Origin of the sequence: Micromonospora acroterricola (assembly GCF_003172955.1) — a bacterium.
GTDB lineage: Bacteria > Actinomycetota > Actinomycetes > Mycobacteriales > Micromonosporaceae > Micromonospora > Micromonospora acroterricola.
Map to the genome: position 1 here is coordinate 1 of NZ_QGKR01000093.1, position 21,472 is coordinate 21,472.

Sequence of the window (21,472 nt, forward strand, 5' to 3'; positions counted from 1 at the left end):
GGCGGAGGCCGGTTCGCGGGGCGACGGTCGGTCGGGGCGTGGCGTCGTCCGGGGCGCGGCTCGGGTCGGCGCCGGGCACCAGCCGGGGCTGGGGCGCGACCGATCCACCCCGGGGCCCACCGGACCCGGGGGCGGGGTCGTCGCCAACCGGGGGCCCGGAGGGACGCTCGTCGTGGTCCCGGGCCGCTCGTCTGCCAGTCACGACGTTCATTGCACACCGGTCCCCGAGGCGGACAGGGCAGCTCGGGGGGTGTGTCGGCGACAAATCGGACCATTGGCTGGGGTGGTTGGCCCGGTCCGCCGGCCCGGCACCCCCTATTGGTTCGCGGCCGGCCCGGACGGGTCACTAGGCTTGCTGCTCATGAGTCACGTTCTCGCGGCAGTGGCCTGGCCGTACGCCAACGGCCCCCGCCACATCGGCCACGTCTCCGGTTTCGGCGTTCCCTCCGACGTCTTCGCCCGGTACATGCGGATGGCCGGCCACGACGTGCTCATGGTCTCGGGCACCGACGAGCACGGCACCCCCATCCAGGTGCAGGCCGACGCCGACGGGGTCACCCCCCGCGAGCTGGCCGACCGGTACAACAGGGTGATCGTCGAGGACCTGCACGGCCTCGGGCTCTCCTACGACCTGTTCACCCGCACCACCACCCGCAACCACTACGCCGTGGTGCAGGAGCTGTTCGAGGGGATGTACCGCAACGGCTACATCGTGCCGAAGACCACGATGGGCGCGATCTCCCCGTCCACCGGGCGCACGCTGCCCGACCGGTACATCGAGGGCACCTGCCCGATCTGCGGTTACGACAGCGCCCGTGGTGACCAGTGCGACAACTGCGGCAACCAGCTCGACCCGATCGACCTGATCGACCCGAAGTCGCGGATCAACGGGGAGACCCCGAAGTTCGTCGAGACCGAGCACTTCTTCCTGGACCTGCCCGCCCTGGCCGACGTGCTGCGGCAGTGGCTGGACACCCGGGAGGGGTGGCGGCCCAACGTGCTGCGGTTCTCCCGCAACCTGCTCGACGACCTCCAGCCCCGGGCGATCACCCGCGACCTGGAGTGGGGCGTGCCGATCCCGCTGGACGGCTGGCGGGACCGGCCGGACAAGCGCATCTACGTCTGGTTCGACGCCGTGATCGGCTACCTGTCCGCCTCGATCGAGTGGGCCCGCCGCTCCGGTGACCCAGAGGCGTGGCGCCGGTGGTGGTCCACCGACGGGGAGGGCAAGGACGCCCGCGCCTACTACTTCATGGGCAAGGACAACATCGTCTTCCACTCGGTCATCTGGCCGGCGCTGCTCTCCGGATACTCCGGTGAGGGCTCCCGCGACGGAGAGCCGGGCGAGCTGGGCCGGCTCAACCTGCCCACCGAGGTCGTCTCCAGCGAGTACCTGACCATGGAGGGGCGCAAGTTCTCGTCGTCCCGCAAGGTGGTCATCTACGTCCGCGACTTCCTGGAGCGCTACGACGCCGACGCGCTGCGCTACTTCATCGCCGCCGCCGGCCCGGAGAGCAACGACACGGACTTCACCTGGGCCGAGTTCCTCCGCCGCAACAACGACGAGCTGGTCGCCGGCTGGGGCAACCTGGTCAACCGGTCGATCTCGATGGCGGCGAAGAACTTCGGCGCGATCCCGCCCGTCGACCCCGCCGGGCTCACCGAGGCTGACGAGGCGCTGCTCGCGGTGGCCCGGGCCGGCTTCGCCACGGTCGGCGACCTGATCGGCCGGCACCGGCAGAAGCAGGCGATCGGCGAGGCCATGAAGGTGGTCGCCGAGGCCAACAAGTACCTCTCCGAGCAGGCGCCGTGGAAGCTCAAGGGCGAGGCGGACAAGCCCCGGATGGGCACCGTCCTGCACGTCGCCCTTCAGGTGATCAGCGACGCCAACACGCTGCTCACCCCGTTCCTGCCACACTCCGCGCAGCAGGTGCACGAGCTGCTCGGCGGCACCGGCGTGCACGCGCCGATGCCGGTCATCGAGCAGGTCGACGACCTGGACGGCGGGCCGGCGTACCCGGTGCTGACCGGGGACTACACGGTCGGCGCGCGCTGGGAGTCGGTGCCGCTGGAGGCGGGCCGCCCGCTGGCCGCGCCGAAGCCGGTGTTCCGCAAGCTCGACCCGTCGATCGTCGACGAGGAGCTGGCCCGACTGGCCGGCTGAGCGTACGAGGCCGCGCGGCGGGGGGGTCCACCGCCGCGCGGCGTCACATCGCGTACCGGGCGTCCATCACCTGGTCGCCGGTGACCTCTGCGCCCGGCGCCCAGGTCTCGTAGACGCCGCGATCGTGGCACTGCGCCCCGGTGGCCACCACCGCGTCCGGGTCCGGGTGGCGCAGCCGCAACCGCAGCCAACCGGCCTCCTCCCGCAGCACCAGGCACGGCACGCCCCGCCACTGCGCGAACCGGACCCGCCGGGCCACCGCCTCCACCGGGTAGCGGGCCGCCCGGGTCATCGCCAGCACCCGGAACCCGCCGGGCAGGTCCGCCACCGCCTCGTACTCGCCGTCGCCGTGCACGCCGACCAGCTGGGTGGAGCGCGGCGAGTCCCCGGTCGGCAGGTACTCCTGGTCGGGGGAGAGACCCGGCACCGCCGACAGCAAATGCCGCCACTGCGGGCCCACCATCCGCAGCCAGCCGCGCTGCTCGGCCTGGTAGGTGTAGAGCACCACCTCCACCCCCTCCGCCGGGTAGGCGAGCAGGGCGGCGTTCGCCGGCATCGGCAGGTCGGCGAAGTCCCGGGTGATGAACTCCGGGATGAGCTGGCCGTTGCTCGGCACGAAACCCGTGCCCAGCACCGGGGGGCCCAGCCGGTCCCGGGGCGCCAGCGCGGTCAGGCCCCGGTGCGCCTCGCCCACCGGCACGTCGTAGTCGCCCGGGTCGGCAGCCCCCCAGCGCAGGGCGTACGCCACGTCCAGGCCGTCCCGGCCGACCTCGCCGTCGCTGCGCAGCACCGTGGTCGCCGCCGGCGTACGCAGGTGCGCCACGTCGTGCTCCCGGTAGCAGAAGCCGTGCGGCAGCCACCCCCGCACGTATCCGGCGAGCTGCCGGGGGGAGAGCACCTTCACCATCCGGGTGCCCCGCCGGACCACCGCCGACGCGCGCGCGGCCGCCAGCATCCGGTCACCCGCTGCGGCCGGCTGCTGGCTGAGCTGGTGCAGATGGGCCCAACCCCGCTCCCGGTGCGCCGGCATCATCAGCGGCGTCTCCGGCTCCTCGGCCGGCTCCGCCGCGCCGTGCACCGCGGTCACCTCGGTGACGTGCGCGAACCGGCGCCACGGCAGGGCGCTGCCCGGCCGGGGAGCCCACTCGAAACCGGCCACCTCGTCGCTGCTGAACAGCTCGTACGCCGCGCCCCGGGCGATCTCCTCGGCCGGGTAGACGCCCCCGCCGAACGCCACACGGAGCCCGGTACGTTCGCTGGCGGCGCCGCTGGCGTGGGGGGTGACACTCACGCCGCCGCCTCGCTCCGCTCGGCAGCGGCGCGAGGCGCCACGCTGCTGTGCCCCACGGTTCGCTCGCTGCGCTCGCTCACGCAGCGACGGTAGAGTCGCGCGGCGTAGTCAAGGTGAACGCCGGGTGGCGGGCGGGTGGACAGCCCCGGTGTGTGATGCTGTCGCTGATGAGCGAGCCCACTGAATCCCGCCGGGAGCGTGCCGCGCGGCGGGCCGGAGAGTTCCCACCCGCCCCCGAGCCGCTGCCCCGGCCGGTGCTGGACAGCCACACCCACCTGGACATCACCGTGAGCGAGGCCGGCGTACCCGGCGGCGGGCCGGCCGACGATCCGGTCGCCGTGGTGATCGACCTGGCCGCCAAGGTCGGCGTGGACCGGCTCGTCCAGGTCGGTGTGGACGTCACCTCCTCACGGTGGGGCGCGGACACGGCCGACCGGCATCCGGCCGTGCTGGCCACGGTGGCGCTGCACCCCAACGAGGCGCCCCGGCTGGCCGACCTCGACGAGGCGCTGCGGGAGATCGAGTCGCTCGCCGCCCGTGACCGGGTCCGGGGGATCGGCGAGACCGGAATGGACTTCTTCCGTACCGGCGAGGAGGGGCGCGCCGCGCAGGAGGAGAGCTTCCGGGCGCACATCGCCATCGCTAAGCGGTACGGCCGCGCGCTGGTGATCCACGACCGGGACGCGCACGCCGACGTGCTGCGGATCCTCGACGACGAGGGCGCCCCGGACACCGTGGTGCTGCACTGCTTCTCCGGCGACGCCGACTTCGCGCGCGAGTGCGTCCGCCGCGGCTACCTGCTCAGCTTCGCCGGCACCGTCACCTTCGGCAGCGCCACCGCGCTGCGCGAGGCCGCCGCGCTCACCCCGGTGGACCAGATCCTGGTGGAGACCGACGCCCCCTACCTCACCCCGACGCCGCACCGCGGCCGGCCGAACGCCTCGTACCTGATTCCGCTCACCGTCCGCTCGCTGGCCGCGACCACCGGCACCGACCTGGACGAGCTGTGCGCGGCCATTTCCGCCACCGGCGACCGGGTCTTCGGCCCGTGGTGAGCCCGGCCCGACGGTCGGCCCCGACGCCGCCGCTACGCTGCCAGGCATGACCGGTCTCCTCGGCCCGGCGGAGATCCGGGAGCTCGCCGCCCGGCTGGGCGTCGCGCCCACCAAGAAGCTGGGCCAGAACTTCGTGCACGACCCGAACACCGTGCGCCGGATCGTCACCGCCGCCGGGCTGACCCCCGACGACGTGGCCCTGGAGGTCGGCCCCGGGCTCGGCTCGCTCACCCTGGGGCTGCTGCCCGTCGCGGGGCACGTGCACGCCGTGGAGATCGACCCGGTGCTCGCCGGGGCGCTGCCGGAGACCGCCGCCCGGCACGCCGGCGCGGACGCCGGGCGGCTCACCGTGCACCGCGCCGACGCGCTGCGCGTCGGCGCCGCCGAGCTGGCCGACCCACCACCGACCGCCCTGGTGGCGAACCTGCCCTACAACGTGGCGGTGCCCGTCGTGCTGCACCTGCTCGCCGAGCTGCCCAGCCTGCGCAAGGGCCTGGTGATGGTGCAGAAGGAGGTCGCCGACCGGCTGGTCGCCGGTCCCGGCTCCAAGGTGTACGGCATCCCGTCGGTCAAGCTCGCCTGGTACGCCGCGGCCCGGGGCGCCGGTCGGGTGCCGCCGAACGTGTTCTGGCCGGTGCCCAACGTCGACTCCGGCCTGGTCGCCTTCACCCGCCGCGAACCGCCCCGTGGTGACGTACCCCGGGAACGGGTCTTCGCCGTGGTGGACGCGGCGTTCGCGCAGCGCCGGAAGACCCTGCGCACCGCGCCGGCCGCCCAGTAGGCTGGCGCGGTGCCCGCCGAGGAGGCTGTACGGGCGAGTGCCGACCACGCCGAGGAGCTGATCGTGACCAAGCCGTTCGACATCCGTCTGCGCGTGCGGGACAGCGTCCGGTGACCGAGGCCTGGCGACCGGACGGCGAGGACGAGCGGCGCGGTGCCAGCGGGCCGGTGAAGGTCCGGGTGCCCGCGAAGGTCAACCTGCACCTCGGGGTGGGTCCGCTGCGCCGTGACGGCTACCACGAGCTGAACACCGTCTACCACGCCATCTCGATCTACGACGAGCTGACCGCCCGCCGGGGCGACACGCTCGCCCTGACGATGGAGGGCGAGGGCACCGGTGAGCTGGCGCTCGACGACACCAACCTGGTGATCCGGGCCGCGCACGCCCTCGCCGGGTACGCCGGGGTGCTGCCACACGCGCGCCTGCACCTGCGCAAGCAGATCCCGCTCGCCGGTGGCCTGGCCGGCGGCAGCGCCGACGCCGCCGCCGCGCTGGTCGCCTGCGACGCGCTCTGGGGCACCGGGCTGTCCCGCGACGAGCTGGCCGGCATCGCCGCCGACCTGGGCTCCGACGTTCCGTTCCTGATCTACGGCGGCACCGCGCTGGGCACCGGCCGGGGCGAGGCGGTCAGCCCCGTGCTCGTCCGCCCCACCTCCTGGCACTGGGTCGTGGCCATCGCCGACGTTGGCCTGTCCACCCCGGCCGCCTACCGCGAGTTGGACCGGCTCCGCAAGGCCGGCACCGCCGGTGCCCCGCTGGGCAGCACCGACGCGCTGCTGGGCGCGCTGCGTCAGCGTGACCCTCGGGTGCTCGCCCGTACGCTCGGCAACGATCTCCAGGACGCCGCGCTGGCCATGCGCCCGGCGCTGGCCGACACCCTGAAGGCCGGCGAGGCGGCCGGCGCGCTGGCGGGCATCGTCTCCGGCTCCGGCCCGACCTGCGTGTTCCTCGCCGCCGACGCGGCCGACGCCGAGCGGGTCGCCGCCGGGCTGACCTCCGCGGGCGTGTGCCGGGAGGTCCGGGTCGCGCACGGCCCGGTCGCCGGTGCCCGCGTCGGCTGACTCCGCTTAGCGGCGGGCGCGCGGCGCGGACGGCCGGCGGGTCCGCGTACCCTTGGGTCAGGCGTCCAGGTGCCCTCCGGCACCGGGACGCCTTGATCATGAAGGGTGGGAGCGTGGCCAACATCGTCAACCTGGACCGGGTGTCCAAGGGGTACGGGGCCGCCGGGCAGCTGCTCACGGACGTCTCGCTCGGCTTGGACGACGCCGACCGGATCGGCGTGGTCGGCCTCAACGGCGCCGGCAAGTCCACCCTGCTGCGGCTGCTCACCAAGCAGGAGGAGCCCGACGACGGCCGGGCCACCCACCGTCGGGACCTGCGCGTGCTCTGGCTGCCGCAGCAGCTCACCCTCACCCCCGAGGCCACCGTCCGGGACGTCGTGCTCGGCACCGCCTGGCTCGGCCAGAGCATGGGCGCCGAGCACGAGTGGGCCGGCGACGCCGGGGTGCGCGCGATCCTCGACGGCCTCGGCATGCCGCACCTCGGCCTCGACCAGCCGGTCGGCCCGATGTCCGGTGGCGAACGGCGCCGGGTGGCGCTCGCCGCGCTGCTCGTCCGCGACTCCGACCTGCTCATCCTCGACGAGCCGACGAACCACCTCGACGTCGGCGGCGTCGACTGGCTGGCCCGGCACCTGGTCGGCCGCAAGGGCGCCCTCGTCGTGGTCACGCACGACCGGTGGTTCCTGGACGCGGTCTGCACCACCACCTGGGAGGTCGCCGACCAGACCGTCCGCGCCTACGAGGGCGGCTTCGCCGCGTGGACCCTGGCCCGTGCGGAGCGCGAGCGCGTCGCCGCCGCCACCGAGGCCCGACGGCAGAACCTGCTCCGCAAGGAGATCGCCTGGCTGCGCCGCGGCCCGCCGGCCCGCACCTCGAAGCCCCAGTTCCGCATCGACGCCGCCAACGCCTTGATCGCCGACGTGCCGCCGGCGCGCGACACCATGTCGCTGCAACGGATGGCCACCTCCCGGCTCGGCAAGCAGGTGTACGACCTGGAGCACGTGGAGCTACACGCCGGCCCCAAGGAGATCCTGCGCGGCGTCACCTGGCAGGTCGGGCCCGGCGACCGGATCGCCATCCTCGGTGCCAACGGCGCCGGCAAGACCACGCTGCTGCGGATGCTCGCCGGCATCACCCGCCCCGACGGTGGCCGCCTCGGCACCGGCTCCACCGTGCGGCCGGCGTTCCTCTCGCAGGAGCTGGCCGAGCTGCCCGGGCACCTGCGGGTGCTCGAAGCCGTCGAGGAGGTCGCCCGCCGGGTCCAGCTCGGCGACCGCGAGGTCTCCGCCTCCCAGCTCGCCGAGGTCTTCGGCTTCGACGACCGCCGGCTGTGGACGCCGGTCAGCGACCTCTCCGGCGGGGAGCGCCGCCGGCTGCAGATGCTGCGGCTGCTCGCCGGCGAGCCCAACGTGCTGCTCTTCGACGAGCCCACGAACGACCTGGACACCGACACCCTGGCCGCGCTGGAGGACCTGCTCGACTCCTGGCCCGGCACGATCATCGTGGCGAGCCACGACCGCTACCTGATCGAGCGGGTCACCGACACCGCGTACGGGATGTTCGGTGACGGCCGGCTGGTGCACCTGCCCGGCGGCGTCGACGAGTACCTCGCCCGGACCGCAGAGCGGGCGGGCCCCTCCCGGGCTGGCGGCACCGCCACCGCCACCACGCCGAGCGGCGCCACCGCGAGCGGCATGTCCGCCGCGGAGGTCCGCCAGGCACGCAAGGAGCTGACCCGGCTGGAACGCCAGCTCGGCAAGCTCGACCAGCGCGAGGCGACGCTGCTCGATCAGCTCGCCGCCGACGCCACCGACTACGCCCGGGTCGCCGAGTTGGACACGCAGCTCAAGGATCTGCGCGCCGAGCGGGAGCGGATCGAGGAGACCTGGATGACGCTCGCGGAGGACCTGCCCGAGAGCTGACCGGGCCGGGCGCGCCGGCGCGGGGACCGTGTGCGGCGTCACACCACCACATGCGGGACAATCGTCCGCGACACCTCACCCCACGCGTTGGAGACTCAGACATGGCCCACACCCCCGTCAACCACCCCGCGCGGCCGATCTACCGGGCGATCGGCGGGCTGACCGGTCTGTACCTGGTGGTCTTCGGTGTGCTCGGCATCATCGAGAGCGCCGGCAACGAGGTCCTCGCGCAGGACGACACCCGGGTCCTCGGCCAGGGCACCAACCTCGGCTTCTCGCTGCTGTGCGTGCTGCTCGGGCTCCTCGTCCTGGCTGGCACCGCGCTCGGTCGCAACATCGACGTGGCGATCAACCAGTGGCTGGCGTACGCCCTGATGGTGATCAGCCTCGCCGGCCTGGCGTTCATCCAGACCGATGCCAACATCTTCAACTTCAGCATCACCACGGTGATCGTGGTGATGCTGGCCGCGCTGGTGCTGCTCATGGTCGGCATGTACGGCAAGGTCGGCACCGAGGATGAGTCGGAGGCCTGGAAGAAGGCCCGACTCGTGCTCTGACCTCTTCGCGGGGTTTCGCTGGTGGGTTCTCGCCGGAGCCCGAGCTGCCGCGGTCGGTCAGGCTCGACCGCTGCGCGGCTCGGGCTCCGGCGACAACCTGTGGTGGTTCGGCCTGCGGCCACCGTGGCGGCCTTTGCCGGTTTGCCGAGCGCGTCCGGCCGATTCGAGTGACAATCACCGCGAAGGCGACACTCGGATGGGGGATCAGGGCATGCCGCACTTTCCGGTGAACCATCCGGCACGGTCCCTCTACCGGGTCCTGTCCGGCCTGATCGGCGTGTACATCCTGGTCTTCGGCGTGTGGGGCGTCGCCCAGACGATCGGCGACCCACTCTTCGGCCGGGGCAGCCACTGGGTGCTCGGGCTGCGCACCAACCTGGCCTTCTCGCTCGCCTCGGTGGTCTTCGGAATCGTCCTGATCATCGGGGCGTCCCGGCGCAGCAACCTCGGCCACTACATGAACCTCACCGCCGGGGTGGTGTTCCTGGCGACGAGCATCCTGATGATGGCCGTGCTGCAGACCGAGGCCAACTTTCTGAACTTCTCGATGTCGACCGTGGTCGTGTCGATGCTGTTCGGCCTGGTCCTGCTCGGCACCGGCCTGTACGACAAGGTCGGCCCCGAGGAGCACGCCGAGGCGGAACGGCGAAACCGCAGCCACCCGGTGGCCGAGGAGCACCTCCGCCGCTGACCGTCAGCGGCGGCGGGCGGTGATCAGCGTCGGCTTCGCCTCCAGGTGCGACAACCCGTTCCACGCCAGGTTGACCAGGTGCGCCGCCACGACTTCCTTACGGGGCTTGCGCACCTCCAGCCACCAGCGGCCGGTCAGCGCCACCATGCCCACCAGCGCCTGCGAGTACAGCTCGGCCAGCTTCGGGTCGTACCCGCGGTTCTTGAACTCGGCGCCCAGGATGTGCTCGACCTGGTGTGCCACGTCGTTCATCACGCTGCTGAAGTTGGCCGTCGCGGACATCACCGGTGACTCGCGGACCAGCACACGGAAGCCGCTGGTCTCCTCCTCGATGTAGCCCAGCAGGGCCATCGCCGCCTGCTCCAGCAACTCCCGCGGATGCCCGGCGGTCAGCGCCGTGGTGATCCGGTCCAGCAGTGCCCGGACCTCCCGGTCCACCACCACCGCGTAGAGCCCCTCCTTGCCGCCGAAGTGCTCGTACACCACCGGCTTGGAGACCTTGGCGCGGAGTGCCACCTCCTCGATCGAGGTGGCGTCGAAACCGCGCTCGGCGAAGAGTTGCCGCCCGATCGCGATCAACTGCTCCCGCCGCTGGGCCGCGGACATGCGGACCCGGGAGGTGGGTTTGGGCGGCGGAGCCGGCGCCGTACGCCGCGCGCCGGCACCCTCGCTTGCCTCGGGCATGTCGCCGCCTCGCTGGCGCTCGGTGACGCCCTGCCGTGGGATGGTGCCTCCGCTGTGCCCGTTCACGTCGTCGCCTCACTGGCGGGCGGTCCGATCGCCCACCCGCGCCGTCCGACCGTACCCGGATCGGGCCCGGCTCCCCGTCGGCCGAGCCGTCCGGTCCCCCCGCGTCGCTCGGTCATCCGGCCATCCTGCCAGGCGGCCTCCCGGAGCACCGCCCGGTTTACCGGGGTGCGACAGGCTTCACCAGCTTTGCCGCGAGGCGCTCGGGCTTCGGCCACCGCACCTGTGACGCCGCGCCGAACTTCTCGAACAGCCAGATCACCCGGGCGGAGATGTCCACCTGGCCGCGCAGCACGCCGTGCCGGGCGCTGGTCGGGTCGGCGTGGTGCAGGTTGTGCCAGCTCTCGCCGAACGACAGGATCGCCAGCGGCCAGAAGTTCGACGCGCGGTCGCCCTGGCGCATCGCGAACGGGCGCTCACCATAGACGTGGCAGACCGAGTTGATCGCCCAGGTGACGTGGTGCAGCAGGCCGATCCGGACCAGCCCGGCCCAGAAGAACGCGGTCAGCGCGCCCTGCCAGGACCAGGTCACCAGGCCGCCGATCAGCGCCGGGCCGAGCAGCGAGATGGCCACCAGCATCGGGAAGAGCCGGTCCACGCGGTTGATGTCGCGGTCGGCGATCAGGTCCGGGGCGAAGCGGTCACGGTTGGACAGCTCGCGGCGGAACAGCCACCCCACGTGCGCGTGGAACAGGCCCCGGGTCAGCGCCCAGAGGCTGGTGCCGAACCGCCACGGCGAGTGCGGGTCACCCTCCAGGTCGGAGAACGCGTGATGCCGCCGGTGGTCGGCCACCCACTGGATGATCTCGCCCTGCACCGCCAGCGAACCGGCGACCGCCAGCGTCACGCGCAGCCACCGCTTGGCCTTGAACGAGCCGTGCGTGAAGTAGCGGTGGAAGCCGACCGTGATGCCGAGCCCGGAGACCACGTACCAGACCAGGCCGATGGCCACGTCGGTCCAGCCCAGCCAGCCGCCCCAGGCCATCGGCACGGCGACCAGCAGGGCGACGAAGGGGATCACGACGAAGGCCCAGAGGGCGGCCAGGATCCCGGGGGACTGGCTGCCGTCGGTGAGGGGTTTCGGGCCGGGAGTGGCGGTGGTGGATTCGAGAAGACCGGTGGACATGGCACCTCGCAGAGGGGACGGAAACGCGTACGAAGCTACGCCTACGTCACCGTAACTTACGGCACCGTAGATCGCACGGCGAAGTTTCCGAAGGCCCTCGTACGGCCTGCTGACACGCAGGTCAGGGCACTGGTCGGCGGTGCGCGGGTCGATGCCTCACGGCAGGGAAGGGGCGGCGTTCAGGCGGGCGGCATCGAGGCTCGGCGGTGTGCCGAACTGGCGGCGGTACTCCCGGCTGAACTGTGACGGGCTGTCGTAGCCGACCCGTTGACCGACGCCGGTGACGTCGGTGGGGTTGGTGGCGAGCAGCAGTCGGGCTTCCTGGAGCCGGATCTGCTTCTGGAACTGGATCGGGCTCATCGCCGTGACGGCCTGGAAGTGGCGGTAGAAGGCGGACACGCTCATTCCGGACAGCCGGGCCACGTCCTCCACGCGGAAGGACTGCCGGTAGTGGCCGCGGATCCAGCGGACCGCATGGGCGATGTGGGAGAGGCTGCTGTCAGCGAGACCGAGCTGGCGGACGATGGCGCCCTGCTCGCCGGTGATCAGTCGCCAGAGGATCTCCCGGATGGTGAGGGGTGCGAGCACCGGGAGGTCGCGCGGCTGGTCGAGGAGGCGTACCAGCCGGATCACGGCGTCGAGCAGCTCGTCCGAGGCGTCGCTGACGGCGATGCCGGGCAGCCCGCCGCCGCTCCGGCGCATGTCCGCTCCGGCCTGCAGCAGCAGCTCGGCGATGGCGGCCGGCTGCAGTGTGAGCCCGAACCCGAGCGCCGGCCGGTCGCGGCTCGCCTCGGTGAAATGGCCGGTGACCGGCAGGTCGACCGAGGCGACGAGGTACTGCCCGGCGCGGTACTCGAACACGCGGTCGCCCAACGCGAGCCTCTTCGCGCCCTGCGCGATGAGCGCCAGCACCGTGCCGGACATCGACGCCGACGGCACGTTGGGCCGCTCGGCCTGCGAGATCAGCACGCCGTCGATGGCGGTGGTGCCGTCCGGTCGGGCATGGCGGGTGAGCAACGCCCGCAGTTCGTCGAGCTGCATTCCCCCATTCAACACCAGAGCGGAGTCCCAACAAAGAGAGGATCAGGCAAGAGGCAGGGAGCATCGATCTATCGTTCCCGCTGCTAAAGCTGGTTTTCTGGGATCAGTACAGATCCCCGGGAGCAGGTTCCTGCTCCACGAATGAACAGGTGGGCGAACCATGCGGGTCGCAATCGTCACCGGCGCCAGCTCGGGCATCGGGCAGAGCGCAGCCATCCAGCTCGCCAAGCGCGGGTCCGGGGTGATCCTGACCTACGGCAACAACCACGCCGGAGCGCTGGAGACCGTGGAGAGCATCGAGAAGGAGGGCGGCCGGGCCGTCGCACTGCCGCTGGACGTCGGCCGGAGCGAGACCTTCCCGGCCTTCCGTGCGTCGGTCGTCGCCGCGCTGCGCGACACCTGGCACCAGGACACGTTCGACTCCCTGGTGAACAACGCCGGGTTCGCGCAGATGGCGATGTTCGAGGACACCTCCGAGGAGCTGTTCGACCGGTTCGTGCGGGTGCTGCTCAAGGGTCCGTTCTTCCTCACCCAGGCGCTGCTGCCGCTGCTGGCAGACGGCGGCGCGATCGTCAACACCAGCAGCAACTCGGCGCTGGCCTCCGGGCTCGAGCCCGGCTACTCCGCGTACGCCACCATGAAGGGCGGCCTCATGGTGCTGACCCGGTACATGGCCAAGGAGTTCAGCGGGCGCGGCATCAGGGTCAACTCCGTCGCCCCGGGCTCCACCCGGACGCGGCTCGCCGACAACGCCTTCGAGCGGTTCCCCGAGGTGATCCCGCTCCTCGCCGCGAAGACCGCTCTCGGCCGGGTGGGTGAGCCCGACGACATCGGCATGGTGATCGCCACGCTGCTCAGCGAGGAGGGCCGATGGATCACCGCCCAGAACATCGAGGTCGCCGGCGGGTACAACCTGTAGCCGACCCTGCCCCGTCGCCCGGATGGAGTGCGGACGGCCCGCCCGGGCGGACGCGGGCCGTCCGGGCGCGGCGGTATGAGCGGTGGAACACGGCGGTCGGGACGCTAAGGTGTAGCCGCGGGATTTCGATCCCCGATGTGACGCGCGCGCGTCGCTGATCGGCCGTGGTGTAATTGGCAACACCCGGGTCTTTGGTACCCGTGTTTCAGGTTCGAACCCTGGCGGCCGAGCTGCCCCCCTAAGTCCGTTTTGGGTTCCAGCGGGGGTAAGGCGGGAACGTGCCGGGCGCCGCGGCTAGCATGGCCGCGAGAGTGTCCGCCGTCCCGACGGGAGCCACGTCGTGCCCCAGCCCCACCTTCGTACCGTCGTCGTGCTCGCCGCCGGTGAGGGCAAGCGGATGAAGTCGACACTTCCCAAGGTGCTGCACCCGCTGCTCGGCCGGACCCTGCTCGGCCACGTGCTGAGCGCGGCCGCGCCGCTGGGCGCGGATCGCACCGTCGTGGTGGTGGGACACGGGGCCGACCAGGTCCGGGCGCACCTGACCGAGGTCGCCCCGGACGCCACGCCCGTGCTCCAGGCCGAGCAGCTCGGCACCGGGCACGCCGTCCGCATCGCGCTGGAGGCCGTTCCGGACGGCGCCGGCACGGTCGTGGTGATCAACGGGGACGTGCCGCTGCTGCGGCCGGAGACGGTGGGCGCGCTGGTGACCGCGCACGAGGAGGCCGCCGCGGCGGCCACCGTGCTGGCCGCCGAGGTGCCCGACCCGACCGGCCTCGGGCGGATCGTCCGGGACGCCGACGGCCGGCTGGAGCAGATCGTCGAGGAGCGCGACGCCGACGCGACGCAGCGCGCGATCCGGGAGATCAACGCCGGCATCTACGCGTTCGACGCCACCCGGCTGCGCGACGCGCTCGGCAAGCTCTCCACCGACAACGACCAGGGCGAGGAGTACCTGACCGACGTCTTCGCCCTGCTCCGCTCGGCCGGCGAGCCGGTCGCGGTGCACGTGGCCGTCGACCACGTGGAGACGTTGGGCTGCAACGACCGGGTGGAGCTGGCGACGCTGCGCCGACTGCTGCGCGACCGGGTCAACGAGGCGTGGATGCGCACCGGCGTGAGCCTGCTGGACCCGGCGACCACCTGGATCGACGTGACGGTGGCGCTGGACCGCGACGCGGTGGTCGACCAGAACACCCAGCTGCTCGGCGGCACGGTGGTCGGCACGGGCGCGCTGGTCGGCCCGGACGTCACGCTGGTCGACACGATCGTCGGCCCCGGCGCATCGGTGGTGCGCAGCCACGCGGTGGGCGCCGAGGTGGGCGCGGGCGCCAGCGTCGGGCCGTACGCGTACCTGCGGCCGGCGGCGCGGCTGGCCGAGAAGGCGAAGGTCGGCACGTTCGTCGAGGTGAAGAACTCGGAGATCGGAGCCGGCTCCAAGGTGCCGCACCTGACGTACGTGGGCGACGCGACGATCGGCGAGCAGAGCAACATCGGTGCCGCTTCGGTCTTCGTGAACTACGACGGTGTCAACAAGCACCGCACGGTCATCGGCAGCCACGCCCGGACCGGGGCGGACAACATGTTCGTGGCGCCGGTCGAGGTGGGCGACGGCGCGTACACGGCGGCCGGCTCGGTGATCGTGGACGACGTGCCGGCGGGCGCGATGGGTGTCGCCCGGGCACGACAGCGCAACATCGAGGGCTGGGTGGTCAAGCGGCGGGCCGGGACGGCCGCGGCGGAGGCCGCGCAGCGGGCCCGCGACGCCGAGGGTGCGTCGGGCGGGGCCGGCTCCGCAAGCGACAGTGAGGCAATGCACGGGCAGGCAGAGACGGTGGGCGGCGCCTCCGGCACGGGAGATACTGCAACCGAATAGTCCCCGACCCACCACCACCGGGCCGGGTACCACCGACAAACGGGAGCAGACGGGCCCATGGGCAGCATCGTCGCCGAAAACCGCAAAAGCCTGATGCTCTTTTCCGGACGTGGCTTTCCGGAGCTGGCCAAGGAGATCGGTGAGGTGCTCGGCGTGGCGCCGACGCCGGCCGACGCGTACGAGTTCGCCAACGGCGAGATCTTCGTACGGTTCAAGGACTCCGTGCGTGGTTCGGACGCCTTCGTGGTGCAGTCCGTGACGCACGGGGTGAACACCTGGGTCATGGAGACCCTGATCATGGTGGACGCGCTGAAGCGGGGGTCGGCCAAGCGGATCACCGTGGTGCTGCCGTTCTACCCGTACGCCCGGCAGGACAAGAAGCACCGGGGTCGGGAGCCGATCTCGGCCCGGCTGGTGGCGGACCTGCTGAAGACGGCCGGTGCCAACCGCATCCTCACCGTCGACCTGCACACCGCGCAGATCCAGGGCTTCTTCGACGGCCCGGTGGACCACCTCTTCGCCATGGACATCCTGGCCGAGTACGTGGAACACAAGTACGCCGGCCGCCCGATGACCGTGGTGGCACCGGACTCGGGCCGGGTGCGGGTCGCCGAGCGGTGGACCGACCGACTGGGCGGCTGCCCGCTGGCGTTCATCCACAAGACCCGCGACCCGATGAAGCCCAACCAGGTCGTGGCGAACCGGGTGGTCGGCGAGGTCGAGGGTCGGGTCTGCCTGATCGTCGACGACATGATCGACACGGGTGGCACGATCACCGGTGCGGCGGACATCCTCAAGGAGTCGGGCGCGGCGGAGATCCTGGTCGCGTCCACCCACGCCCTGCTGTCGGACCCGGCGACCGAGCGGCTGAAGAACAGCCCGATCAGCGAGATCGTGGTGACCAACACGCTGCCGTTGACCCCCGAGAAGCAGCTGGACAAGCTGACCGTGCTGTCGATCGCGCCGCTGCTGGCCCGGGCGATCCGGGAGGTCTTCGACGACGGCTCGGTGACGACCCTCTTCGGTGGCCTGAGCTGAGCGTCGCGCTGCGCTGAGGGCGGGGAAGGGACCCTTGTCGACGCCCTACGGGGGTGAAGGGTCCCTTCCCGACGCGCGCGCGAGCGGTGGACGGGGACTGCCGGAAAGCCGGGAATCAGCTCGGGTAGACTGGTGCGGTTGCCACGGCGAGGGTGCCCGGCGGGCCGCTGAAAAAGCGCCGCACGGAGGCACCGTCATCGACGCGGTGCTCCGGGCAGTCGTTCATGACGCATGAGCCCCAGCGAGCCCCTCGCCCCAGCACCGCAAGACGACAAGCCGCCGTAGCGAAAGCATCAGGAGTTTCCCCGTGTCCGAGGTAAAGATCAGCGCCGAGCCCCGCACCGAGTTCGGCAAGGGTGGTGCCCGCCGTACCCGCCGGGCCGGCAAGGTGCCCGCCGTGCTGTACGGCCACGGCGAGAAGCCCAAGCACATCGCGCTGCCGTCCCGGGAGTTCGCCGCGGCGATCCGCAAGGGTGGCGCCAACCAGCTCTTCGCGATCGACATCACCGACGGCACGCAGGTGCTGGCGCTGCCGAAGGCGATCCAGCGTGACCCGATCAAGGACACCTTCGAGCACGTGGACCTCATCCTGGTCCGTCGGGGCGAGCAGGTCACCGTCGAGGTCCCGATCCAGCTGACCGGCGAGGCCGCCCGCGACACCCTGATCGTGCACGACCACGACACCCTCTCGGTGACCGCCGACGCCACCAAGGTGCCGGACCACCTCGAGGCGTCGATCGAGGGCCTGGAGGCGGGCTCCCAGGTGACCGCCGGCGACGTGCGGCTGCCGGCCGGCGTCGAGCTGGCCGTCGACCCGACGCTCACGGTCGCCGCGGTGACCGCGGCGCCGACCGCCGAGCAGCTCGAGTCGACGCTGCCCGAGGTCGAGGAGGCCACCGAGGAGGCCGAGGCCGGGGTCGGCGAGGTCACCGAGGGCTCCGAGGGCGCGGACGCCGCCCCGGCCCCCGAGGGCGCGGAGAACACCGAGGCGCGCGCCGAGGCCTGATCGGTTCGTACTGTGCGGCAGGCGTCCCCGAGCGTTCGGGGGCGCCTGTCGGCGTATCGGGAGTCGGTGTGACGGACGTCGGGAGGGGCGGGTCGTGACGGACGAGGCGGGGCCGTGGCTGGTGGTCGGCCTGGGCAACCCGGGCCGGGAGTACGCCGGGAACCGGCACAACGTCGGATTCATGGTGGCCGACCTGCTGGCCGGGCGGGTCGGCGCGCGGTTCGGCCGGCACAAGCGGGCGGTGGCCGAGGTGGCCGAGGGTCGACTGGGCTTCGGTGGGCCGAAGCTGGTACTGGCGAAGCCGCTGACGTACATGAATCTCTCCGGCGGGCCGGTTGCGGCGCTGGCGCAGTTCTACAAGGTGCCGCCGGCGCAGGTGATCGCGGTGCACGACGAGCTGGACATCGGGTACGGCCAGGTGCGGGTCAAGTGCGGCGGTGGCGAGGGCGGGCACAACGGCCTGCGTTCGATGTCGAAGTCGCTGGGCACCAAGGAGTACGTCCGGGTGCGGTTCGGCGTGGGCCGGCCGCCGGGCCGGCAGGACCCGGCGGACTACGTGCTGTCGGATTTCGGCGCAGCGGAGCGCAAGGAGCTGGATTTCCTGGTGGACCGGGCGGCCGATGTGGTGGAGTCGGTGATCGCCAAGGGCGTGGAGCCGACCCAGAACCTCTACCACGGGGTTTGAGCCGGGCGGGGCGTACCGGATCGGGGTTGGTGGGCCGGTAGTCTGCGCCTTTCGGCGTGCCGCGACCGTCGACGCGGGTCGGGCGTTCGATCCGTGCGGGCACGGGTCGCGGCGAGGCGACGGGAGCGGGCACATGAGCAGTCCTCCGATGATCGACGGCGCGTTCGCCCGGTGGTTGGCGTCCCGGGCCGGTCAGGCGTTGCTCGACCTGCGCACGGAGCTGGGTTTCGCGGACGGTGGCGCGCTGAAGTCGGCCGGGGACAAGGTGTCGCACGACCTGATCCGCACCGAGTTGGCGAAGTGGCGGCCGGGTGACGCGGTGCTCTCCGAGGAGGACGAGGGGTCGCGGCTGGCCTGGGCGGCGGAGGTGAACGCCGAGGCGGTGTCCCGGTTGGCCGCGGACCGGGTGTGGATCATCGACCCGTTGGACGGCACCCGGGAGTTCGCCGAGGAGGGCCGCTCGGACTGGGCGGTGCACGTGGCGCTCTGGGCGCGCAACGCGCCGAGCCCGCACGGGCTGGTGGCCGGGGCCGTGGGGTTGCCGGCCCAGCACCGGGTGCTGGGCACGGACTACCCGCCGGCGTACCCGCCGATGACGGTGGAGGCGGCGACGGCCGGCACGCGGATGATCCGGTTGGCGGCGAGCCGCAGCCGGCCACCGGTCTTCCTCACCGACCTGGCCGAGGACGTGGGGGCGAAGCTGGTGCCGATGGGTTCGGCCGGCGCGAAGATCGCCGCCGTGGTCACCGGTGAGGTGGACGCGTACATCCACGCCGGTGGGCAGTACGAGTGGGACTCGGCGGCGCCGGTGGCTGTGGCGACGGCCACCGGACTACACGCTTCCCGGATCGACGGTTCTGCGCTGAGATACAACGAGGCGGATCCGCGCCTGCCTGACCTGCTGGTCTGTCGCAGGGATCTCGCCACCCGGTTGCTTGCAGCGCTGCAGAGGCATTCCGGGTAGCCTGAGCGCACTTCTTGACATGTCCGACCGGGAAGGTCTGGAAATCGCATGAGCGAGCGAATCGAGCCGGCGTCATGACCACCCCCGCGGCCTACCGGGTCTCCCACCTGGACGCCCTGGAGGCGGAGAGCATCTTCGTGATGCGCGAGGTGGTCGCCGAGATGGAACGCCCGGTGCTGCTCTTCTCCGGCGGCAAGGACTCGATCGTCATGCTGCGGCTGGCGCAGAAGGCGTTCGCACCGGCCAACATCCCCTTCCCCGTCATGCACGTCGACACCGGGCACAACTTCCCCGAGGTGCTGGAGTACCGCGACCAGCGGGTCGCCGAGCTGGGGCTGCAGCTCGTGGTGGCGAGCGTGCCGGAGGCCCTGGCCAACGGGCTGGTCCGGGAGTCCGGCGACGGCATGCGCAACCGTATCCAGACGCCGGTGCTGCTCGACGCGGTGGAGAAGCACCGCTTCGACGCGCTGTTCGGTGGCGCCCGCCGGGACGAGGAGAAGGCCCGGGCCAAGGAGCGGGTGTTCAGCTTCCGTGACGAGTTCGGCCAGTGGGACCCGAAGAACCAGCGGCCGGAGCTGTGGTCGCTGTACAACGGCCGACACCATCCGGGCGAGTCGATCCGGGTCTTCCCGCTGTCCAACTGGACCGAGCTGGACGTCTGGCACTACATCGCCCGGGAACGCATCCCGCTGCCGTCGATCTACTACGCGCACGAGCGTGAGGTGATCGAGCGGGACGGGATGTTCTACGCGGTCAACGAGTTCTTCCGTCCCCGCGCGGGCGAGGAGCGGTTTAAGGCGCAGGTCCGCTACCGCACCGTCGGCGACGCCTCCTGCACCGCCGCGGTCCGCTCCGACGCGGACACCGTGGAGAAGGTCATCGAGGAGGTGGCGGCCACCCGGATCACCGAGCGCGGCGCGACCCGCGGTGACGACCGGGTCAGCGAGGCCGCCATGGAGGACCGCAAGCGGGAGGGCTACTTCTGATGACCACCGAGATCGTGGCCCCGGCCGCCGCCACCGGGCCCGAGGCCCGGCCGATGGACCTGCTGCGGTTCGCCACCGCGGGCAGCGTGGACGACGGCAAGTCGACCCTGATCGGCCGGCTCCTGTACGACACCAAGTCGCTCTTCACCGACCAGTTGGCCGCGGTGGAGGCGGTCAGCGCGGCCCGGGGCGACGAGTACACCAACCTGGCGCTGCTCACCGACGGTCTGCGCGCCGAGCGGGAGCAGGGCATCACCATCGACGTGGCGTACCGCTACTTCGCCACGCCGCGGCGCAAGTTCATCATCGCCGACACCCCCGGGCACATCCAGTACACCCGCAACATGGTCACCGGGGCGTCGACCGCCGACCTGGCACTGATCCTCGTGGACGCGCGCAAGGGCCTCGTCGAGCAGTCCCGCCGGCACGCGTTCCTCTGCTCGCTGCTGCGGGTGCCGCACCTGGTCCTCTGCGTCAACAAGATGGACCTGGTGGACTGGTCGCAGGAGGTCTACGAGCGCATCGCCGACGAGTTCACCGCGTTCGCCGCGAAACTCGACGTGCCGGACCTGACCGTGGTGCCGATCTCCGCGCTGCGCGGCGACAACATCGTCACCCGGTCGGAGAACATGCCGTGGTTCGAGGGGCCCTCGCTGCTGCACCACCTGGAGCGGGTGCACATCGCCAGCGACCGCAACCTGGTCGACGTCCGGTTCCCGGTGCAGTACGTGATCCGGCCGCAGTCCACCACGGTCACCGACTACCGCGGCTACGCCGGTCAGGTAGCCTCCGGCGTGCTCAAGCCGGGCGACGAGGTGATGGTGCTGCCGTCCGGCTTCACCAGCCGGATCGCCGCCGTGGAGACCGCCGACGGGCCGGTCGCGGAGGCGTTCCCACCGATGTCGGTCACGGTACGGCTGGCCGACGAGATCGACATCTCCCGGGGCGACATGATCTGCCGGCCGAACAACGCGCCGGCGGTGGCCCAGGACATCGAGGCGATGGTCTGCTGGATGGACGAGACCCGCCCGTTGCAGGTCGGCGGCCGGTACGCGATCAAGCACACCACCCGCTCGGCGCGGGCGATCGTGCGCGGGCTGCACTACCGGCTGGACGTCAACTCGCTGCACCGCGACGAGTCGGCCGATGCGCTGCGGCTGAACGAGATCGGCCGGGTGCGGCTGCGCACCACGGTGCCGCTGCTGGCCGACGAGTACCGGCGTAACCGGACCACGGGCGGTTTCGTCATCATCGACGAGGCCACCAACCGCACGGTAGGCGCCGGCATGATCGTCGAAGCCAGCTGACGCGCTCCCGCAGCAGCACGCTCGATCCACGAAGTAGTGGCCTCGCCCGACGGGCGAGGCCACTACTTCCATGAACGAGCACGATCATTTCCCCCGGGGTTCCCCCACCTCGGTGGGACGGGTGGGGTGGGGACGCTCCTATGCCGCGTCAAGTGGTTGGGGTGGGGTTTCCAGGCGTCGGTAGATTTCGCGGGCGACGTAGCGTTTGAGGCAGCGTTTGATCTCGCGGTCGGTTTTGCCTTGGGCGCGACGGCGGTC

General features: G+C 71.9%; 18 protein-coding genes, 1 tRNA gene and 2 pseudogenes. 16 read left to right on the forward strand and 5 right to left on the reverse strand.

The window, feature by feature from the left end:
• Positions 1-202: pseudogene (locus DKT68_RS31730) on the reverse strand (hypothetical protein); the annotation flags it as partial.
• 159 nt (positions 203-361) lie between these two features.
• On the opposite strand from DKT68_RS31730, the gene metG reads away from it, so the two are divergent.
• Positions 362-2,164, forward strand: a complete 1,803-nt coding sequence (metG, locus tag DKT68_RS02225) for a methionine--tRNA ligase (RefSeq protein ID WP_109815765.1) — start codon at positions 362-364, stop codon at positions 2,162-2,164.
• Between the two features lie 43 nt (positions 2,165-2,207).
• Here metG and DKT68_RS02230 read toward each other — a convergent pair whose 3' ends face one another.
• Positions 2,208-3,455: a hypothetical protein gene (locus DKT68_RS02230; protein ID WP_109815766.1), complete on the reverse strand. Its 1,248-nt coding sequence runs from the start codon at positions 3,453-3,455 to the stop codon at positions 2,208-2,210.
• A gap of 155 nt (positions 3,456-3,610) precedes the next feature.
• Between DKT68_RS02230 and DKT68_RS02235 the strand changes: the two genes are divergently transcribed.
• From DKT68_RS02235 to DKT68_RS02260, 6 genes and pseudogenes are all read left to right on the forward strand, one after another.
• A complete protein-coding gene (locus DKT68_RS02235; protein WP_109815767.1) occupies positions 3,611-4,510 on the forward strand; it encodes a TatD family hydrolase in 900 nt (299 codons plus the stop codon).
• Positions 4,511-4,556: 46 nt separating this feature from the next.
• A pseudogene (rsmA, locus tag DKT68_RS02240) lies at positions 4,557-5,282 on the forward strand (16S rRNA (adenine(1518)-N(6)/adenine(1519)-N(6))-dimethyltransferase RsmA); the annotation flags it as partial.
• 119 nt (positions 5,283-5,401) lie between these two features.
• The gene (locus DKT68_RS02245; protein WP_109815768.1) at positions 5,402-6,352 is read left to right on the forward strand and encodes a 4-(cytidine 5'-diphospho)-2-C-methyl-D-erythritol kinase; all 951 of its coding nucleotides are present in this window, start codon (positions 5,402-5,404) and stop codon (positions 6,350-6,352) included.
• Positions 6,353-6,465: 113 nt separating this feature from the next.
• Positions 6,466-8,274, forward strand: coding sequence for an ABC-F family ATP-binding cassette domain-containing protein (locus DKT68_RS02250; protein ID WP_109815769.1), 1,809 nt, complete (start codon positions 6,466-6,468; stop codon positions 8,272-8,274).
• 101 nt (positions 8,275-8,375) lie between these two features.
• Positions 8,376-8,831 (forward strand): DUF4383 domain-containing protein, encoded by a 456-nt coding sequence (locus DKT68_RS02255; protein WP_109815770.1) that lies wholly within the window; start codon positions 8,376-8,378, stop codon positions 8,829-8,831.
• A 211-nt stretch (positions 8,832-9,042) separates the two neighbouring features.
• Positions 9,043-9,522: a DUF4383 domain-containing protein gene (locus DKT68_RS02260; RefSeq protein WP_109815771.1), complete on the forward strand. Its 480-nt coding sequence runs from the start codon at positions 9,043-9,045 to the stop codon at positions 9,520-9,522.
• Between the two features lie 3 nt (positions 9,523-9,525).
• On the opposite strand, the gene DKT68_RS02265 is transcribed toward DKT68_RS02260, so the two are convergent.
• The 3 genes from DKT68_RS02265 to DKT68_RS02275 form a co-directional block, all read right to left on the reverse strand.
• On the reverse strand, positions 9,526-10,206 hold the full coding sequence (locus DKT68_RS02265; RefSeq protein ID WP_109815782.1) for a TetR/AcrR family transcriptional regulator: 681 nt from the start codon (positions 10,204-10,206) through the stop codon (positions 9,526-9,528).
• Positions 10,207-10,429: 223 nt separating this feature from the next.
• The gene (locus DKT68_RS02270; protein WP_109815772.1) at positions 10,430-11,395 is read right to left on the reverse strand and encodes an acyl-CoA desaturase; all 966 of its coding nucleotides are present in this window, start codon (positions 11,393-11,395) and stop codon (positions 10,430-10,432) included.
• 156 nt (positions 11,396-11,551) lie between these two features.
• The gene (locus tag DKT68_RS02275; RefSeq protein WP_109815773.1) at positions 11,552-12,436 is read right to left on the reverse strand and encodes an AraC family transcriptional regulator; all 885 of its coding nucleotides are present in this window, start codon (positions 12,434-12,436) and stop codon (positions 11,552-11,554) included.
• 160 nt (positions 12,437-12,596) lie between these two features.
• Between DKT68_RS02275 and DKT68_RS02280 the strand changes: the two genes are divergently transcribed.
• The 9 genes from DKT68_RS02280 (at position 12,597) to DKT68_RS02320 (ending at position 21,214) form a co-directional block, all read left to right on the forward strand.
• Entirely contained in the window at positions 12,597-13,355 is a 759-nt protein-coding gene (locus tag DKT68_RS02280) for an SDR family NAD(P)-dependent oxidoreductase (protein ID WP_109815774.1), read from the forward strand.
• Between the two features lie 158 nt (positions 13,356-13,513).
• Positions 13,514-13,585: transfer RNA gene (locus tag DKT68_RS02285), tRNA-Gln, on the forward strand.
• A gap of 110 nt (positions 13,586-13,695) precedes the next feature.
• A complete protein-coding gene (gene glmU / locus DKT68_RS02290; protein WP_109815775.1) occupies positions 13,696-15,228 on the forward strand; it encodes a bifunctional UDP-N-acetylglucosamine diphosphorylase/glucosamine-1-phosphate N-acetyltransferase GlmU in 1,533 nt (510 codons plus the stop codon).
• Between the two features lie 57 nt (positions 15,229-15,285).
• Positions 15,286-16,266, forward strand: a complete 981-nt coding sequence (locus DKT68_RS02295) for a ribose-phosphate diphosphokinase (protein ID WP_109815776.1) — start codon at positions 15,286-15,288, stop codon at positions 16,264-16,266.
• A 307-nt stretch (positions 16,267-16,573) separates the two neighbouring features.
• On the forward strand, positions 16,574-17,272 hold the full coding sequence (locus DKT68_RS02300; protein WP_109815777.1) for a 50S ribosomal protein L25/general stress protein Ctc: 699 nt from the start codon (positions 16,574-16,576) through the stop codon (positions 17,270-17,272).
• A 94-nt stretch (positions 17,273-17,366) separates the two neighbouring features.
• A complete protein-coding gene (gene pth, locus DKT68_RS02305) occupies positions 17,367-17,957 on the forward strand; it encodes an aminoacyl-tRNA hydrolase (protein ID WP_109815778.1) in 591 nt (196 codons plus the stop codon).
• A gap of 133 nt (positions 17,958-18,090) precedes the next feature.
• Positions 18,091-18,921, forward strand: a complete 831-nt coding sequence (locus DKT68_RS02310; RefSeq protein WP_109815779.1) for an inositol monophosphatase family protein — start codon at positions 18,091-18,093, stop codon at positions 18,919-18,921.
• Positions 18,922-18,995: 74 nt separating this feature from the next.
• Complete coding sequence (gene cysD, locus DKT68_RS02315; protein ID WP_109815780.1) at positions 18,996-19,907, forward strand: sulfate adenylyltransferase subunit CysD; 912 nt, start codon at positions 18,996-18,998, stop codon at positions 19,905-19,907.
• Positions 19,907-21,214: a sulfate adenylyltransferase subunit 1 gene (locus DKT68_RS02320; protein ID WP_109815781.1), complete on the forward strand. Its 1,308-nt coding sequence runs from the start codon at positions 19,907-19,909 to the stop codon at positions 21,212-21,214. The genes cysD and DKT68_RS02320 overlap by 1 nt, the downstream gene beginning before the upstream one ends.
• Positions 21,215-21,472 lie beyond the last annotated feature (258 nt).

Coding starts and splice junctions, on each gene's coding strand:
- metG (WP_109815765.1), top strand. CDS start 362: ATGAGTCACGTTCTCGCGGCAGTGGCCTGGCCGTACGCCAACGGCCCC.
- DKT68_RS02235 (WP_109815767.1), top strand. CDS start 3,611: ATGCTGTCGCTGATGAGCGAGCCCACTGAATCCCGCCGGGAGCGTGCC.
- DKT68_RS02255 (WP_109815770.1), top strand. CDS start 8,376: ATGGCCCACACCCCCGTCAACCACCCCGCGCGGCCGATCTACCGGGCG.
- DKT68_RS02260 (WP_109815771.1), top strand. CDS start 9,043: ATGCCGCACTTTCCGGTGAACCATCCGGCACGGTCCCTCTACCGGGTC.
- DKT68_RS02265 (WP_109815782.1), bottom strand. CDS start 10,206: ATGCCCGAGGCAAGCGAGGGTGCCGGCGCGCGGCGTACGGCGCCGGCT.
- DKT68_RS02270 (WP_109815772.1), bottom strand. CDS start 11,395: ATGTCCACCGGTCTTCTCGAATCCACCACCGCCACTCCCGGCCCGAAA.
- DKT68_RS02275 (WP_109815773.1), bottom strand. CDS start 12,436: ATGCAGCTCGACGAACTGCGGGCGTTGCTCACCCGCCATGCCCGACCG.
- DKT68_RS02280 (WP_109815774.1), top strand. CDS start 12,597: ATGCGGGTCGCAATCGTCACCGGCGCCAGCTCGGGCATCGGGCAGAGC.
- DKT68_RS02295 (WP_109815776.1), top strand. CDS start 15,286: ATGGGCAGCATCGTCGCCGAAAACCGCAAAAGCCTGATGCTCTTTTCC.
- DKT68_RS02310 (WP_109815779.1), top strand. CDS start 18,091: ATGAGCAGTCCTCCGATGATCGACGGCGCGTTCGCCCGGTGGTTGGCG.
- cysD (WP_109815780.1), top strand. CDS start 18,996: ATGACCACCCCCGCGGCCTACCGGGTCTCCCACCTGGACGCCCTGGAG.
- DKT68_RS02320 (WP_109815781.1), top strand. CDS start 19,907: ATGACCACCGAGATCGTGGCCCCGGCCGCCGCCACCGGGCCCGAGGCC.